This is a genomic window from Pseudomonas sp. C9-3 (assembly GCF_032392015.1).
Lineage (GTDB): Bacteria > Pseudomonadota > Gammaproteobacteria > Pseudomonadales > Pseudomonadaceae > Pseudomonas > Pseudomonas nitroreducens.
Genome location: NZ_CP135919.1, coordinates 789,102 through 804,199 on the forward strand (window position 1 = coordinate 789,102; position 15,098 = coordinate 804,199).

Sequence of the window (15,098 nt, forward strand, 5' to 3'; positions counted from 1 at the left end):
CGGACCGGGGCGCTGCCGATTGCGCTCAGAGCCCGCGGATCTCGCTCGGCTCGACTTCCACCTGATAGCCCGGCCCGACATCGAAGAGGATGTAGAAGTCCTCGCCGGGGCGCTTGAAGGTCAGGCTGGAATCCGCGCCCAGCTTGCCGGGCATCAGCACCCGGTTGTCGGCGGCGCTCATCACGTCCAGGGTCACGCCCGGGGCGTCGCTGCCGTCGGTGAAGCCGCCGACGCAGCGGATGGTCTCGGCATCCAGCGCCGTGCATTCGCAGAAGGGCGCGTGGGCCAGGGCGCTGGCGCTGGCGGCCAGACCGAGCAGCAGGGCGCTGTACTTGAGGATCGCTTTCATCGATTGCTCCGGGTCTTTTCCAGCCAGGCCACCAGCGAAGGCGAGGCCTGGTCGAGAGGGATCTGCGCCTGGTGCACGGCGCCATCCCAGCCTTCCACGGTCAGCCACAGCTTGTCGGCCGGGGTGACCCGGGCCGGGATCGTGACTTCCGCGAACTGCTGGTGCGGCGTGCCGGCGAACAGCCCGCCGGCGGCCCGCAGGCTGCGCGGTTCGCCAATGCGCAGGTAGGCGGCTTTCACCTGTGCATAGCAACTGTCGCAGAGGGCCAGGGTAAAGGCCTTGACGAAGCCGGCGCGGCCTTCGTCTTCCGGCTCGCCGACTTCCCATTCGGCCATGCGCGCCGTCCAGGGGCCGACCTGCAGATTGCCGATCTCGCGCTCGCCCAGGCCGCGCAGGCCACGGTCCAGTTTCGCCTCGTGGAAGTACTGCGGCATGAAGCCCAGGGGAATCAGCACCAACAGGGCGCTGAGGTGGAAACGCCAGCGCAGCCACAGGCGGCGCAGCTTGCTGTTGCCGCTCATTGGCTGGCCTCCGCGGTGGCCGCGACAGCGATGCGCTCGCGGGCTTTCTGCTTCTTCAGTTCCTTGGCGGTGGCGATCAGGGTGCGCTTGCTCCAGATCATCAGGCCGCTGAGCACCATCATGCTGAGGATCAGGCCGAACACGAACCAGATCAGCTTGACCCACACGCCACCGAAATCGCCGGTGTGCAGCGGGCGCATGGACTCGGTGACGAACTCCAGGCCCGAGCGGTCGCCCAGCAGGCGAGTCGAGGCGATGCTGCCGTCATAGGGGTTCACCTGGGCGCTTTCGGACATCAGCGGGTACCAGGCCTTGCCGAAGATGGTCACCGGGTCGTAGGCGCTGGAGGGCAGGCGGAAGAAGGTCGGCTCGAAGCCGGGAATCCGTTGCTGCGCGGACAGCACGGCGGCGTCCAGGCCGATGCGCGGTGGCGCCTTGCCGTCCGCGCTCAGTGGGATGCTGTCGCGCTGGATGATCGTCGGCACGCCTTCGCTGGAGATGGAAATGCTGTTGTCGAAGAGCACCGCCTGGATCAGGAACCAGGTGCCGGTGATGGAAATCACCGCGATGAACCAGATCGACCAGATACCCATCAGCCGGTGCATGTCGCCCCAGAAGATGCGCGCGCCCTGGCGCAGGCGCAGGGTAGGCTTGAGGAAGCCGCGCCAGAAGCGCTTGTACACCACCAGGCCGGTGACCAGCGAGGCGAGCATCGGCAAGCCGAGCAGCGAGACCAGGTACCAGCCCCAGCTGAAACCGTGGTTGAAGGGCACCAGCCACCAGCCGTGCAGCGCGCGGGTGAACTGGCGGAAGTCGAACAGCGGCATCTTGCCCTGGATGACCCCGGTATAGGGGTTCACGTAGAGCATGGCGGTAGCGCTGTCGGGATAGGTGACGCTGACCCGCAGCGCAAAATGCGTTTCGCTGGGCGCGCTGATCATGCGCACGGCGGCCTGCGGTTGCTGCTGGGCCATGGCGGCGAGTACCTGGTCGTAGCCCAGGCGTTGGGCGTCATCGTCTGGCGGATTGGCGCGCACGGACGGATCGGCCAGCCAGATGATCTCCTGGCTCACCGTGGCCAGGGTGCCGGTGATGCACACCAGGAACACGAAGAACCAGATGGGCAGGGCCAGCCAGCTGTGGACCAGGAACCAGAGCCTGGAGCGGGATTTCTTGGACATGGGGAATCACGGCCACGCAAGGGAAAGGCAATGGAAAAGGCCCCCGCCGGGCAAGGCCGGCGAGGCACGAAGACACCCAGTCGCAGCGGTGTTCTAGGAGTAAGGACGGATGAGATCGAAAAACCGGCCATCTGCAGTTGCAAATAAATGTTTCGGTGTGGTTTTCGCGGTCTTTTCCATTTCTTTACACATTTTCTGTGCGTGTTTTTTGCGGCTCATCCGTCTTGTATGTGAAAGCGATCGATTCGCAACGGAAGCGAACTTCAGCCAGACAACAGGAGAACCGCATGACCTTCTACCTTCGCCAGCTCACGCTGCTGGCCGTGGCGCTGAGCTGTGCGCCATTGGCCAACGCGGACTACCTGTGGCTGGAACGCAATGCAGGCCAGAGCGCGAAAAGCTATTTCAGCGAACAGCAGCCCGGCGAGCACCTGCCGGTGACCCAGTTGCAGAACGCCCACGTCGTGCTGGGCGAGGGCAAGACGGCGCCGATGAAGGCTGGCGTCGAGTCCTTCGATATCGGCGCCGTGCCGCCGGGCGACCTGCGCGTCGCCGCCCAGCGTGCCGAAGGCAGCACCCTGACCATTTATCAGGCCCGCGAGGGACGCACCGAGACCCGGGCGCAGAATGATCTGGAGCTGGTGCCCACCACGCCCGGCGGCAATACCTTCGCCCTGCACTGGAAGGGCACCGTGGTGCCGGCCTCGCAGGTCAACGTGTACACCTCCGAGCAGTGGAGCCGCAGCCTGAAGCCGGCAGCCGACGGCACCGTGACCCTGGCCACGCCGTTCCCGGCGCGCTACGTGCTGGAGGTCTCGGCCCAGGTCAACGGCGGCGCCAGCGTCGACGGCAAGCGCTACGACAGCGTGATCCACGTTTCCACCCTGTCCTTCGAGGTGCGCCCATGAGAGTCGCTATCAAAGCCAGCACCCCGGTCCGCCCGCGTCTGCCGCGCCCCGCCCGGCAGCTGCTGGAGCACGCCGGCCTGCGCAGCAGCCTGCCGCGGTTGAACATTCTCGATGCGCTGGTGGCCTGCCGCAAGGCGACTGCCGTGGAGCTGCACGCTTACCTGGAGGAGCCCGGCCTGCCCATCTCCCTCAGCTGCGTCAGCCAGACGCTGCGCCGCCTGCACCTCTCCGGCCTGCTCGACCGGGACGAGAACAAGCGCTACAGCCTGGCACCCGGAGCGGTAGCCGCCATGGGCAAGTCGAGCGAGTTGCACTGACGACGGTGGCTCCCCTGCAGGAGCGAGTCATCTCCGCGATCCGGCCTGCAGGCCGGATCGGCGCGTCGCCATCGGTCCTGGCGGAGCCGAGATATCGCGCAAAAGCTTCGTTCATACATCAGCCAGTGCAATAGCAGGCCGTACGCATTCAACCCCCCAGGCACCGTCAGTGGTCGGCGGCGGCCACCTATCGTCGGGACCTATCCTTAGGCGATCCCGGTCTACAGTTGAAGTGACAAGTTCTGAAGACCCGAGGGAGTGCCACCATGAGCCAGTTGTTCGAGCCCCTGACCCTGCGCCAGCTGACCCTGACCAACCGTATCGCCGTATCCCCCATGTGCCAGTACTCCGCCCAGGATGGCCTGGCCAACGACTGGCACCTGGTGCACCTGGGCAGCCGCGCTGTCGGCGGCGCCGGCCTGGTGATAGTCGAGGCCACGGCCGTTGCCCCGGAAGGGCGGATCAGCGCCGAGGACCTGGGCATCTGGAATGACGAGCAGGTCGAGCCGCTGCGGCGCATCACCCGTTTCATCGAGTCCCAGGGTGCGGTGGCCGGCGTGCAGTTGGCCCACGCCGGGCGCAAGGCGAGCACCTGGGCGCCGTGGCTGGGCAAGCACGGTTCGGTGCCGATCAGCGAAGGCGGCTGGACACCGGTGGCGCCCTCGGCCATCGCCTTCGACCCGCAGCACACCGCGCCCATCGCCCTGAGCGAAGAGCAGATGGCGACCATCAAGCACCAGTTCGTGCGCGGCGCCGAGCGCGCCTTGGCCGCCGGTTTCAAGATCGCCGAGGTGCATGCGGCCCATGGCTATCTGCTGCACCAGTTCCTCTCGCCGCTCTCCAACCAGCGCCGCGACCAGTACGGCACCTGCTTCGAGAACCGCATCCGCTTCCTCCTCGAAATCACCGAGGCGGTGCGCGCGGTGTGGCCACAGGAATTGCCGCTGTTCGTCCGCCTGTCCGCCACCGACTGGGTGGAAGACGGCTGGAACCCCGACGAAACCGTGGAGTTGGCACGGCGCCTGAAGGGCCTGGGGGTGGACCTGATCGATGTGTCTTCCGGTGGCACCGCGGTCAACGCCGAGATTCCCGTGGGGCCGGGCTACCAGACGCAGTTCGCCGAGCGGGTGCGCAAGGAGGCCGGCGTCGCCAGCGGCACCGTTGGCATGATCACCGAGCCGGTACAGGCCGAGCACATCCTGCGCACCGGGCAGGCCGACCTGATCCTGCTGGCCCGCGAGCTGTTGCGCGATCCGTACTGGCCGTTGCACGCCGCCGATGAGCTGGGCGGGCAGCCGGTGCCGTGGCCGGCGCAATACCTGCGCGCCGCACAACGCGGTACGCCCAAGCGCAAGGCCTTCGGGCAGGCCTGAGGCCGGGCTGGCTTACGCGAGCCATAGGTTGCGCTAGCGCCTGTCCCATTCCCCGGAAGTTCTGCGGCAGCCACCAGACCGGTGGCTGCCGCTTATTGGCGGGTGCCTTCCTTGAACTGGAACAGCGCAGGGCGTAGCGGGGTGGTGAAGGACCGGTGCTCTTCGTCGAGTGCCGTGGTCACCGGCGTGCTGTCTGCGCTGGCGATGACCCAGGTGTCGCCTTCGTGTTTCAGCGAGTAGGCCAGTGGCACGCCGTTTCTGAGCACGGGCTCGGGCCTGTCGTGTTCCAGGGCATACAGCGTGACTTCGTAGGCCTCGGCTTCTCCGGCCTTGCCACGGCCAGCGGGAACCAGCCGCGCATAGTTGAGCACTGCAGAACCGGGCAGGCGCCCCAGCACGTGTTCCCCCAGCGAGGCCTCGGCATACAACGGGTAGTAGGTAGGGGCGGCGGTGCTGACGTCGACGACATGCAGAAAGCCATAGAGTCGCCACTCGCCAGCCCCGAACAGGCCGGTACCGGGGCCAGCCAGCACCTGGTAGTGGCGTTTCGGCAGCTTGATGTCCAGCAGGCGGGTACTGCGCATGTCCAGCCGGGGGAAATTGCCCCAGGGCGTGGCGGCGGCGTCGAAGCGCCTCTTGCCGGTCATTACCGCGGCGGCCTCCCCGGCGATTTCCAGGTAGGACGGCGAGTTCTTCACTTCGGTGCGGTATTCGGTGCCGGCTTTCGACTCCTGCGCGGTGAAATGTGAGCTCAGTACGGAGGTGGAAACCTGTTCGACGCTCCAGAGGCTTTCGACTGCCGAGTTCAGGCTTTCATGCGTTTCGGCTTGGGCGAGCGGCTGCACTGTCAGAAGCGCCAACGTCAGCATGCAGCGGCGTAGCCGGTAAGTGAGCGGCATGGGAGCCTCGCGATCAGTAGAGATGTTCAACGGCGCGCCGCCTGGACGAACACCGGTCCCCAGAGAGGATGACTGGCCTCGCTGGTGCCCAGGTGGAAGGTCGGATCGATCTGCAGGGCGCGGTCGAAGGCGAAGCGGCACTGGATCGGTCGGTCGGTCACGCAATAACTGAACGCCAGGTACTTGAGGGCCTTCAGTCGTACCTGCGCATCGGCGCCCCAGATGGCTGGCGAGAGGAACTGCTGTTCGGCCAGGTAGTAATGCCCGGCCTGGTATACCCGCAGGCCTTCATCGAAGGTGTTCTCGGCGAGTACCTGGGCATCGTCGGCAGGTGGTGCTGGCGGTGCCTCGCGGTGGCTGCTGCAAGCGGAGACCGCTGCCAGGCAGGCGATCAGCAGCGGCGTCGAGAGGGTACGCAGAGTCTTCATGGGTGGATCCATACACGTCAAAGGGGGGCTGCCGACGCTCACTGGAAGCTGTGCTGGAGCGTCACGGACTGTCCGGCGGATATCTGTACGTTCTGGCTGTAGCCCGGCAGGTCGGGGTTGCGCAGTTCGATCCGGTAATTGCCTGGTGGCAGTTGCAGCTTGAACAGGGGCGGGCTGATGCCGCGCTTCCTGCCGTCGATCCAGACTTCGCCCCAGGGCTGGATGACGACGCTCAGGGTGCCTGTCGCGACGGGGACGGGCGCACTGTCAGATGGCGTCGGGCTGGCGGGCTTGCTGCCGGTAACGGTCATGGCCTGGGTTCGCAGCGGATGAGGCTTCTGTTTCTGCTCGGCTGCGGCCACTGGGGGGGAGGGCCGCTTCACCACCGGAACCGGTGCTTCATGGGGAGCTGGTGCTGCTGCCTGAAGCAGATCGACGGGAGTGGCCGGCATGGCAGGTGCGGCTGCGCTGGCCTGCGGAGCGGACTGTTCCTCCGGTACCGGCTCGGATGGCGGAATGACCAGGGAACCGTCGTCCAGGGAGTCCGGGGTGGCAGTCTCGAGGTGATCTGCCGGGGCAGGCGAGCGCTCCACCACACCCTGCTGGGCAGGCTTTGACTGCGACAGCTCGCTCGGTGCGGATTCGCTCGGGACATCGCGCTCGTTGTCGACAGCCCAGGGTTGCCACAGCGCCAGTAGCAGAACGGTGACCAGCGTTCCGGCGATGGCGCCGGCGATCAGTGGCCAGTTGGCAGAAGGTCCGGGGGCGGGCGCCAGCCGGTATGGCCCGGCCGTCAGTACGGGTTCGAGCGGTTCCTGCGGCACCGGCTGGACGATTGTGGGGGCTGGGGGAGGCGGTGTGGCCACCGGGCGCGGCGTCAGGGTGTAGGCGGTACCGGGGCCATCCCAGGAGCTCAAGGCCTCCGAGGGAGCGGGGCGCGCCGGCCTGGACGGAAATGCTGCGTCGAATGCATACGAGGCCCTCAATGCTGCCTCGCCGGCGATCGTTTCGGGAAGCGAGCCATTCGGGTCGTTCCGAGTGTCTGGCGGGCAGGGGGCTTTTGCGTTCGGTTCCATCGGCTACATCTTCAAGGGTGACGCGAGGTGAGGCTTGCTGCCGTCAGACCGCAAGCAGATCGCCATGCAGCAGGAGCAGAAATACAAAGCTGGAAAATGGCCGTGGATCATAGGAAGCGGGGGCTTGCGGCTCAAATGCACCTGGCTGTTTCTTGGCCTGGAACGGGGAAATGAGCATCAGGTCGCGCTTTGCAAGCGGAGTGCGCGCTGAAGGAAAGCGGTGACTCAATGGTCAGGAAAAGAAATGAAATGTGATATCTGTCGCAGGATGGCGATCTGATGCTACTCTCTGGGCGCTCGCGCAAGGATTGCGCACTACCCACCAGAGCATCACTGGAGCACGCATGGACGCTTCTGCAACGCCTGCCGCCATCCCGCAATCGGAAATCGCCCTGCTGGCGAACATCCTTGCCCTCGCCACCCGCAACATGTCGAACCTCAGCACCCTGATCACCCAGTTGTCGGTGGAGCTTGGCCATAGCCCCGATCCGCACCTGCAGCGTGTGGGCCAGCGAGTGCTCGCGGATGTGGATGTGCTGTCGACGTCACTGGATACCCAGTGGGAGTTGATCGGCGCCCTCTCGCGCTTCTGTCCGTTGCTGTCGCGCACGCCATTGGTGAAGCCGGCGCTGGTGACGGAAATCCATATCACCGAGTTGCCGGGCAGGGCGTAGGTTTACGCCCAGGTTCACGGGCAAGGTCGCACCTGCAGCGCATCGGCGAATTCGCGGTCGCGGCTGTACTGCGACGCTGGTCGTCTTTACGCAGGAGCGGGCTCCGTCCGCGATGGCCCCCAGCGGCGGCCCTTGCGCGGACGGAGCCCGCTCCCACGAATAGCCTTACCAGCCGAGCTGCTTGTGCAGCCCCAGGGCGTCGTAATAGTCGCCCTGGTAGACGATCTTGCCGCCCTTGACCTTCACGTAGCTCACGCCGTCGAACGACAGCGGCTTGTTGGTCGCCGGGGTCTGGGCGTCCCAGGCGCCGGTGTTGGTGCCGCTGAAGGTCCACTGGAAGGCGATGCCGTCCTTGTCGACGATCGGCTTGCCGTTCATCTTCCACATAAGATCCGGAACGGCCCCCACGAACACCTTGATCACATTGTCACGCGCGGCTTCCCGGCCTTTCTGCGGGGTGCCGACGGTGACGTCGAAGTACTCCGCATCCTTGGCCAGGTAGCCGGCGGCCTTCTCGGCGTCGTGGGCGTTCCACGCGGCCATGTAGGCATCGACGATCTGTTTGGGATTCTCTTGTGAAGAGCCGGCCGCCTGTACGAGACCGGCAAAGGTGAACAGCGACAGCAGGTAGAACGCTCTGACGAGGTGACGCATGCTTGCCTCCGTTGCGGGCGTGCCCGCGGGGTTTCGGCCGGATGGCCGTTGTGTGTGGCGCCACGCAGGGCGTGGCGCCGGGTCTATCAGGACAGTTCGCCTACCGCGCGCCAGGCCTCGTCGATAGCCGCGTGGGCATAGGCGTCCCAGGCGGCATCGGAGTTGGCGATGGTGACGTTGCCGACCTTGGTGCGGGCCAGGTTCATCAGTTTTTCGCTCTCTTCCTCATCATCGAAGAGGCTGTTGGAGAAGTACGAATAGCCGTGCGACCAACGGTTGATGGTGATCGCCTGGATGTCCTTCTGGTGGTCGAAGCCGACCGGGCCGAGCATGGCCTGCAACTGGTCGCGGATCATGCCTTCCATGTATTCGAAGCTCATGCCGTAGAGCTTGCCGCGGCCCACGCGGGCCTGGGTGCGCGCGTCCATGCCGGTGTTGGGGCTGGTGGGCACGTAGACCATGTGCAGGCCGATGGGCTGGTTCGGGTCGCGCGGGTGGCTGTAGCCGCCAATGTCCACCGGGTAGTCCAGCTTCACGCGGCTGTACGGCTGGCTCGGCGCGTAGATCTCGTGCACGCCCAGCTTCATGAAGCTCTGCCAGTTGCGGATCACCACCTTGGTGTACACCAGCGGGAACTTCACGTTCTGCGCCAGCGCGTGGCTCTGCTCGGCGGAGAGGTCGCGCAGGATGTACGGGATGATCATGTTGTAGCAGGCCAGCACGCAGTGCCTGGCGCGCACGCGGTGCAGGGCGCCGGCGCGGCTGTAGCCGACGTCCACGCCGCCGTCGCGGTTCTTCACGCTTACGGCGGTGCTGTTCAGGCGCAGGCGTACGGCGTTGCTCGGTTGGTCCAGCTTGGCGTAGTCGAAGGTGGCCAGGACGATGTCGTTCATGTCCTTGCCCGGCGCCACGCCTGGAATCAGGCCGCGCACCAGCAGGCGCGCCAGCGAGGCGTTGCCGTCGGGGAAGTGGTAGATGTACGGCTCTTCCATCTCGGACTTGGCTTCCTCGCTGATCGGCGAGAGGTCCATCGCACCGAAGCCGGGGAAGCCCACGGAGTAGGCCGAATCGGCAGAGACGGCGTCGATGCTCAGCGCGGAGAAGTCGTTGGTGCGGCTGAGGAAGTAGCGGGTGGCGGCTTCGCTCAGGCCGACGTCCTTGCGCAGGAAGTCCTGGTAGCTGGTCTTGGCCAGGTGCGCTTCCTTCTCCTCGCGCGTCTTGCCGGCGAGGTAATCCTTTGGTGCTTCGTGCAGGTCGATCAGCGCCTGGCGGTCGGCCTCGGGCAGCGGGAAGTCGCCGATGAAGGCGCGCCAGCTGCGGGCGTTGAGTTTTTCCGGGGCGATGTCGTCGGCCACCATGGGCGTCGGGTCGCCGCTGACCATCTTCGCCTCGCCGAAGCCGGCCTTGTCGAAGAACACGCCGCGCGACAGGCCCAGGTTCGGGTAGAAGTCACGGTCGAAGGCGGTTTCGAAGCGGTCGACGTCGACGTTGAGCTGCTTGAGCAGGTTGTTGACCGTGTCGCTGTACAGGTGCTTGGGCGACTGGAAGGCTTCGCTGCCGCCGTAGCCGAGGATCATCCGGCCGCCGGCCTGGAATTCGTTGCGCTTGGCGTGGCCGCCGAAGTCGTCGTGGTTCTCGATGATCAGCACGCGCGCCTTGGGGTGCTTCTGCCGGTAGAACCAGGCCGCGGACAGGCCGCTGATGCCGCCACCGACCACCACCAGGTCGTACTGCTCCTCGATCTTCAGGCCATCGGTGTCGAACACCTTCTTCTCCCAGCCCATCTGGTGCGCGACCTCGAACGCGCCGGGATGGCTGCCGCGCATGCCGGTCAGGGCAGGCGGGTAGTAGCGGCCGGACGGAGCGGCCTGGAGAAGTTGCAGCGGGGTGAGGCCCGCGCCGATGGTGAGGGCAACGCCGTTGAGGAAGTCGCGGCGGGTGATGGTCATGGGAAGTCCTTGCAAGGTGATGGCCCGGGGCAGGGCTGTCATGGTTTTACCCTTCCATGCCGGAAGGGGTTGCGGCATGCGTGGCCGCGCGGCGGTCCCGGTCGAGCGGGGCGCCGTTTGAATCACCGGACCTTGGTCCGGTGATTGCTTTTCACACTGTGCTGTTGGGCCTCGCGAGCTAGAGCGCAGCAAGGCGGAAGGTGGTTCGGGCCCAGGGGTTTACGAGTAGTAAATGACTGGGCTCGAACCACCTTCCAACGCAGCTCCGCCGACGCGCAGCAGGCCTTACTCCCAATCAGTGTTTGATCATGACGTGGCGGATCGCTGTGTAGTCCTCCAGGCCGTACATGGACATGTCCTTGCCGTAGCCCGACAGCTTCATGCCGCCGTGGGGCATCTCGGTGGTCAGCATGAAGTGTGTATTGACCCAGGTGCAGCCGTACTGCAGGCGCGCGGACAGGCGATGGGCGCGGCCGATGTCACTGGTCCACACCGAGGAGGCCAGGCCGTAGTCGGAGTCGTTTGCCCAGGCCAGCGCCTGCGCTTCGTCGTCGAACTCGGTGACCGAGACCACCGGGCCGAAGATTTCGCGGCGGACCACTTCGTCGTCCTGGCGGGCGCCGGCGAGCACGGTCGGTTCGAAGAAGAAGCCCGCGCGGTCGGCGCGTTTGCCGCCGGTGACCACTTCGATGTGCGGTACCTGCCTGGCGCGCTCGACGAAACCGATGACGCGCTCCAGGTGCTGCTCGGTGATGACCGGGCCCAGCTCGGTGTTCGGGTCGTCCTGCTCGCCGTACTGGATGCTGGCAACCGCTGCGCCGAGCTTCTCGACGAACTTGGCGTAGATGCCTTTCTGCGCGTAGATGCGGCAGGCGGCGGTGCAGTCCTGGCCAGCGTTGTAGAAGCCGAAGGTGCGGATGCCTTCCACGGCGGCGTCGATGTCGGCGTCGTCGAAGATGATCACCGGGGCCTTGCCGCCCAGTTCCATGTGCATGCGCTTCACGGTGTCGGCGGTGCCGGCGATGATGCGGCTGCCGGTGGCGACCGAGCCGGTCAGCGAGACCATGCGCACTTTCGGGTGGGTGGTCAGCGGCTCGCCAACGCTCGGGCCGCGGCCGAACACCAGGTTGACCACGCCGGCGGGGAAGATCTCGGCCATCAGCTGCGCCAGGCGCAGGGCGGTCAGCGGGGTCTGCTCGGAGGGCTTGAGCACCACGGTGTTGCCGGCGGCCAGGGCCGGGCCGAGTTTCCACGCGACCATCATCAGCGGGTAGTTCCACGGCGCGATGGAGGCGACCACGCCCACCGGATCACGGCGGATCATCGAGGTGTGGCCCGGCAGGTATTCGCCCGCGGCGGAGCCTTGCATCACGCGGCAGGCGCCGGCGAAGAAGCGGAACACGTCGGCTACAGCCGGCAGTTCGTCGTTCAGCGCGGCGGAGTAGGGCTTGCCGCAGTTGTTGGATTCGAGACGGGCCAGTTCCTCGGCGTTGGCGTCGATGGCGTCGGCCAGTTGCAGCAGGAGCATCGCGCGGTCTTTCGGTGCGGTCTGCGACCAGCTGTCGAAGGCGGCGTCGGCGGCCAGCACGGCGGCGTCGACCTGGGCCGGGGTGGCCTCGGCGATTTCCACCAGGGTGGTGCCCAGGGACGGGTTCACAACAGCGAGCTTCTCGCCTTCGCCAGCGACCAGTTGGCCGTTGATCAGCAGGTTGGTTTGCATGGTTGAGTCCTCTTGGTCAGGAACGTGGTGCAAATTCGGTTAGGTGTTTCTTTTTAGGGGCCTGCCGGGGAGTGGGTGGCGGGCCTGAGGGGTTCTGTTGGATCGGAGCGGGGGCTTTCCCTCTCCCTAGCCCTCTCCCTGAAGGGAGAGGGGATATCCGTGCCGTGCGGCTGTCCGTGTCCGTCGGCGAGCGCGATGTTCTCCAGGCGCACCGAACGGGCTCCCTCTCCCTTCAGGGAGAGGGCGGGGGAGAGGGCGCACGGCACCCAAATTACTTGCCGCTCCCCGCCACGCCTTCGCCACCCTTGGTCAGGTAGTAGGCGCCGAGGATCGGCAGCATGGTCACGATCATCACCAGCATCGCCACCACGTTGGTCACCGGCACGTCGCGCGGGCGGCCCAGCTGGTTGAGCAGCCAGATCGGCAGGGTGCGTTCGTGGCCGGCGGTGAAGGTGGTGACGATGATCTCGTCGAAGGACAGCGCGAACGCCAGCATGCCGCCGGCCAGCAGCGCCGAGCCGAGGTTCGGCAGGATCACGTAGCGGAAGGTCTGCCAGCCGTCGGCGCCCAGGTCCATCGAGGCTTCGATGAGGCTGTGGGAGGTGCGGCGGAAGCGCGCGATGACGTTGTTGTAGACGATCACTACACAGAAGGTCGCGTGGCCGATGACGATGGTCAGGAAGCCCGGCTCGATGCCGAGGGTCTTGAACGCCGACAGCAGCGCGATGCCGGTGATGATGCCGGGCAGGGCGATCGGCAGGATCAGCATCAGCGAGATGCCTTCCTTGCCGAAGAAGTCGCGGCGGTACAGCGCAGCCGCGGCCAGGGTGCCCAGGAGCATGGCGATCAGCGTGGCGACGCTGGCGATCTTCACCGACAGCTCGATGGCTTCGAGCACGTCCTGGCGCGCGAAGGCGACGCTGAACCAGTGCAGGGTGAAGCCCTTGGGCGGGAAGCTGAAGGCCGCGTCCTCGGTGTTGAAGGCGTACAGGAAGATGATCAGGATCGGGAAGTGCAGGAACACCAGCCCGCCCCAGGCAGCTGCTTTGAGCCCCCAGGAAGCTTTCTCAGAGTGCATCGAAGGCCCCCAGGCGTTTGACGATGGAGAGATAGACGGCGATCAGCACGATCGGCACCAGGGTGAAGGCGGCGGCCATCGGCATGTTGCCGATCGCGCCCTGCTGGGCGTAGACCATGCTGCCGATGAAGTAGCCGGGCGGGCCCACCAGTTGCGGCACGATGAAGTCGCCCAGGGTCAGGCTGAAAGTGAAGATCGAGCCGGCGGCGATGCCGGGGATCGACAGCGGCAGGATCACCTGGAAGAAGGTCTGCCGCGGGTGCGCGCCGAGGTCCGCCGAGGCCTGCAGCAGCGACGGCGGCAGGCGCTCCAGGGAGGCCTGGATCGGCAGGATCATGAACGGCAGCCAGATGTACACGAACACCAGGAAGCGCCCGAAGCTGGAGGTGGAGAGGGTGTTGCCACCGATACCCGGAATACCCAGCAGCAGGTTCAGCAGCGGCTCAAGGCCCAGGTGCTGGACGAACCACATCGCCACGCCGCCCTTGGCCAGCAGCAGGGTCCAGGCGTAGGCCTTGACGATGTAGCTGGCCCACATCGGCATCATCACGGCGATGTAGAAGAACGCCTTGGTCTTGCCGGTGGTGTAGCGCGCCATGTAGTAGGCGATGGGGAAGGCCACCGCGCCACTGGCGATGGACACCGCGACGGCCATCAACACGGTGCGCTGGATGATGTCGAAGTTGGAGCCGCTGAACAGCGAGCCGAAGTTGGCCCAGGTCAGGTCCGGCGTCACCGTCATGGTGAAGTCGTCGAAGGTGTAGAAACCCTGCCACAGCAGTGTCAGCAACGAGCCGAGGTAGATCGCGCCGAACCACAGCAGCGGCGGGATCAGCAGCAGCGAGAGGTACAGCGTCGGCTTGCGGTAGAGCAGGTTGGACAGGCGCCGCAGCGGGCCGTTGCTGGCCGCCGGCAGCGCTGCATTCATCGTCAGTTCCATCTCACGCGCCCTCGTTCAGCACCACCATCGCCTCGCGCGCCCAGCGGGCGGTCACGCGCTGGCCCGGTTGGTGGGCGAGGTCGATGTCGGCCCACTGGCTGTTGGCCTGGCTGAGGCAGAGGTTCTGGCCGTTGTCGAGACGGATCTCGTAGCGGGTCGCCGCGCCCTGGTACTGGATGTCGTGCAGCAGGCCGCTGATCTCGATGTCCGAAGTGGCGCGGTCGCCGTTGGCGAAGGTGATGTGCTCCGGGCGGATGGAGAAGGGCTGGGCGTTGCCGGTCAGGCTCTGGGCGATGTCGCCGCGCAGCACGTTAGAGGTGCCGACGAACTCGGCCACGAACGGAGTCGCTGGCTTCATGTAGAGGTTACGCGGGGTGTCGACCTGCTCGATGCGGCCCTTGTTGAACACGGCCACGCGGTCGGACATGGACAGCGCTTCGCTCTGGTCGTGGGTGACGAAGATGAAGGTGATGCCCAGCTGGCGCTGCAGCTTCTTCAGCTCGCTCTGCATCTGCTCGCGCAGCTTGAGGTCGAGGGCGCCGAGCGGTTCGTCCAGCAGCAGCACGCGCGGGCGATTCACCAGGGCGCGGGCCAGGGCTACGCGCTGGCGCTGGCCACCGGAGAGCTGTACCGGCTTGCGCACGCCATAGCCGCCCAGGGCGACCATGCCGAGGGCTTCTTCGGCGCGCTTGAGACGCTCGGCTTTGCCGATGCCTTTCACCTTCAGGCCGTAGGCGACGTTCTCCAGCACGCTCATGTGCGGGAACAGTGCGTAGTCCTGAAACACCGTGTTGACGTCACGCTGGTACGGCGGCAGGCCTGCGGCCTCCTCGCCATGGATGCGGATGGAGCCTGCGCTGGGTTGCTCGAAGCCGGCGATCAGGCGCAGGCAGGTGGTCTTGCCCGAACCCGACGGGCCGAGCATGGAGAAGAACTCGCCGTCCTTGATGTCGATGGACACCCGGTCAACGGCTTTCACCTCGCCGAACTGGCGGGAGACCTGGGTGAATTGAACAGCGGGGGTGGTCATG

General features: G+C 66.0%; 16 protein-coding genes. 4 read left to right on the forward strand and 12 right to left on the reverse strand.

The window, feature by feature from the left end; all coding sequences use genetic code 11:
• Window positions 1–25: 25 nt before the first annotated feature.
• The 3 genes from RS899_RS03515 to RS899_RS03525 are packed head-to-tail and all read right to left on the reverse strand — an operon-like array spanning window position 26 to window position 2,051.
• Complete coding sequence (locus RS899_RS03515; protein ID WP_169941089.1) at window positions 26–349, reverse strand: hypothetical protein; 324 nt, start codon at window positions 347–349, stop codon at window positions 26–28.
• A complete protein-coding gene (locus RS899_RS03520; protein ID WP_315809104.1) occupies window positions 346–870 on the reverse strand; it encodes a thiamine pyrophosphate-binding protein in 525 nt (174 codons plus the stop codon). The genes RS899_RS03515 and RS899_RS03520 overlap by 4 nt, the downstream gene beginning before the upstream one ends.
• A complete protein-coding gene (locus tag RS899_RS03525; protein ID WP_054908243.1) occupies window positions 867–2,051 on the reverse strand; it encodes a PepSY-associated TM helix domain-containing protein in 1,185 nt (394 codons plus the stop codon). The genes RS899_RS03520 and RS899_RS03525 overlap by 4 nt, the downstream gene beginning before the upstream one ends.
• Before the next feature lie 287 nt (window positions 2,052–2,338).
• On the opposite strand from RS899_RS03525, the gene RS899_RS03530 reads away from it, so the two are divergent.
• The 3 genes from RS899_RS03530 to RS899_RS03540 all read left to right on the forward strand — a co-directional run bounded on the left by RS899_RS03530 (window position 2,339) and on the right by RS899_RS03540 (window position 4,649).
• Window positions 2,339–2,959: a hypothetical protein gene (locus tag RS899_RS03530; protein WP_024766943.1), complete on the forward strand. Its 621-nt coding sequence runs from the start codon at window positions 2,339–2,341 to the stop codon at window positions 2,957–2,959.
• On the forward strand, window positions 2,956–3,276 hold the full coding sequence (locus RS899_RS03535) for a transcriptional repressor (RefSeq protein WP_233298217.1): 321 nt from the start codon (window positions 2,956–2,958) through the stop codon (window positions 3,274–3,276). Before RS899_RS03530 ends, RS899_RS03535 begins: the two co-directional genes overlap by 4 nt.
• Window positions 3,277–3,542: 266 nt before the next feature.
• Window positions 3,543–4,649 (forward strand): NADH:flavin oxidoreductase/NADH oxidase, encoded by a 1,107-nt coding sequence (locus RS899_RS03540; RefSeq protein WP_315809105.1) that lies wholly within the window; start codon window positions 3,543–3,545, stop codon window positions 4,647–4,649.
• A gap of 92 nt (window positions 4,650–4,741) precedes the next feature.
• Here RS899_RS03540 and RS899_RS03545 read toward each other — a convergent pair whose 3' ends face one another.
• From RS899_RS03545 to RS899_RS03555, 3 genes are read right to left on the reverse strand one after another with little or no spacing between them, the layout of a single operon-like run.
• On the reverse strand, window positions 4,742–5,548 hold the full coding sequence (locus RS899_RS03545; protein ID WP_315809106.1) for a hypothetical protein: 807 nt from the start codon (window positions 5,546–5,548) through the stop codon (window positions 4,742–4,744).
• 26 nt (window positions 5,549–5,574) lie between these two features.
• Complete coding sequence (locus RS899_RS03550) at window positions 5,575–5,976, reverse strand: TssQ family T6SS-associated lipoprotein (RefSeq protein ID WP_315809107.1); 402 nt, start codon at window positions 5,974–5,976, stop codon at window positions 5,575–5,577.
• A 38-nt stretch (window positions 5,977–6,014) separates the two neighbouring features.
• The gene (locus RS899_RS03555) at window positions 6,015–6,893 is read right to left on the reverse strand and encodes a hypothetical protein (protein WP_315809108.1); all 879 of its coding nucleotides are present in this window, start codon (window positions 6,891–6,893) and stop codon (window positions 6,015–6,017) included.
• Between the two features lie 503 nt (window positions 6,894–7,396).
• Here RS899_RS03555 and RS899_RS03560 point away from each other — a divergent pair.
• Window positions 7,397–7,726, forward strand: a complete 330-nt coding sequence (locus RS899_RS03560) for a hypothetical protein (RefSeq protein ID WP_054908249.1) — start codon at window positions 7,397–7,399, stop codon at window positions 7,724–7,726.
• A 165-nt stretch (window positions 7,727–7,891) separates the two neighbouring features.
• Here RS899_RS03560 and RS899_RS03565 read toward each other — a convergent pair whose 3' ends face one another.
• The 6 genes from RS899_RS03565 to RS899_RS03590 form a co-directional block, all read right to left on the reverse strand.
• Window positions 7,892–8,380, reverse strand: a complete 489-nt coding sequence (locus RS899_RS03565; RefSeq protein WP_315809109.1) for an ester cyclase — start codon at window positions 8,378–8,380, stop codon at window positions 7,892–7,894.
• An 86-nt stretch (window positions 8,381–8,466) separates the two neighbouring features.
• The gene (locus RS899_RS03570; RefSeq protein ID WP_054908251.1) at window positions 8,467–10,329 is read right to left on the reverse strand and encodes an NAD(P)-binding protein; all 1,863 of its coding nucleotides are present in this window, start codon (window positions 10,327–10,329) and stop codon (window positions 8,467–8,469) included.
• A gap of 295 nt (window positions 10,330–10,624) precedes the next feature.
• Window positions 10,625–12,049: a gamma-aminobutyraldehyde dehydrogenase gene (locus tag RS899_RS03575; RefSeq protein WP_315809110.1), complete on the reverse strand. Its 1,425-nt coding sequence runs from the start codon at window positions 12,047–12,049 to the stop codon at window positions 10,625–10,627.
• Window positions 12,050–12,320: 271 nt separating this feature from the next.
• Window positions 12,321–13,127, reverse strand: coding sequence for an ABC transporter permease (locus RS899_RS03580; protein WP_024766933.1), 807 nt, complete (start codon window positions 13,125–13,127; stop codon window positions 12,321–12,323).
• Window positions 13,117–14,067, reverse strand: coding sequence for an ABC transporter permease (locus tag RS899_RS03585; protein WP_054908254.1), 951 nt, complete (start codon window positions 14,065–14,067; stop codon window positions 13,117–13,119). Before RS899_RS03585 ends, RS899_RS03580 begins: the two co-directional genes overlap by 11 nt.
• Before the next feature lies 1 nt (window position 14,068).
• Complete coding sequence (locus RS899_RS03590) at window positions 14,069–15,097, reverse strand: ABC transporter ATP-binding protein (protein ID WP_315809111.1); 1,029 nt, start codon at window positions 15,095–15,097, stop codon at window positions 14,069–14,071.
• Between the last annotated feature and the right edge of the window lies 1 nt (window position 15,098).

Bases quoted from the DNA above. Each gene is read 5' to 3' on its own strand.
- RS899_RS03530 (WP_024766943.1), top strand. From the start codon at position 2,339: ATGACCTTCTACCTTCGCCAGCTCACGCTGCTGGCCGTGGCGCTGAGC.
- RS899_RS03525 (WP_054908243.1), bottom strand. From the start codon at position 2,051: ATGTCCAAGAAATCCCGCTCCAGGCTCTGGTTCCTGGTCCACAGCTGG.
- RS899_RS03520 (WP_315809104.1), bottom strand. From the start codon at position 870: ATGAGCGGCAACAGCAAGCTGCGCCGCCTGTGGCTGCGCTGGCGTTTC.
- RS899_RS03590 (WP_315809111.1), bottom strand. From the start codon at position 15,097: ATGACCACCCCCGCTGTTCAATTCACCCAGGTCTCCCGCCAGTTCGGC.
- RS899_RS03515 (WP_169941089.1), bottom strand. From the start codon at position 349: ATGAAAGCGATCCTCAAGTACAGCGCCCTGCTGCTCGGTCTGGCCGCC.
- RS899_RS03550 (WP_315809107.1), bottom strand. From the start codon at position 5,976: ATGAAGACTCTGCGTACCCTCTCGACGCCGCTGCTGATCGCCTGCCTG.
- RS899_RS03580 (WP_024766933.1), bottom strand. From the start codon at position 13,127: ATGCACTCTGAGAAAGCTTCCTGGGGGCTCAAAGCAGCTGCCTGGGGC.
- RS899_RS03535 (WP_233298217.1), top strand. From the start codon at position 2,956: ATGAGAGTCGCTATCAAAGCCAGCACCCCGGTCCGCCCGCGTCTGCCG.
- RS899_RS03585 (WP_054908254.1), bottom strand. From the start codon at position 14,067: ATGGAACTGACGATGAATGCAGCGCTGCCGGCGGCCAGCAACGGCCCG.
- RS899_RS03575 (WP_315809110.1), bottom strand. From the start codon at position 12,049: ATGCAAACCAACCTGCTGATCAACGGCCAACTGGTCGCTGGCGAAGGC.
- RS899_RS03570 (WP_054908251.1), bottom strand. From the start codon at position 10,329: ATGACCATCACCCGCCGCGACTTCCTCAACGGCGTTGCCCTCACCATC.
- RS899_RS03560 (WP_054908249.1), top strand. From the start codon at position 7,397: ATGGACGCTTCTGCAACGCCTGCCGCCATCCCGCAATCGGAAATCGCC.
- RS899_RS03545 (WP_315809106.1), bottom strand. From the start codon at position 5,548: ATGCCGCTCACTTACCGGCTACGCCGCTGCATGCTGACGTTGGCGCTT.
- RS899_RS03540 (WP_315809105.1), top strand. From the start codon at position 3,543: ATGAGCCAGTTGTTCGAGCCCCTGACCCTGCGCCAGCTGACCCTGACC.
- RS899_RS03565 (WP_315809109.1), bottom strand. From the start codon at position 8,380: ATGCGTCACCTCGTCAGAGCGTTCTACCTGCTGTCGCTGTTCACCTTT.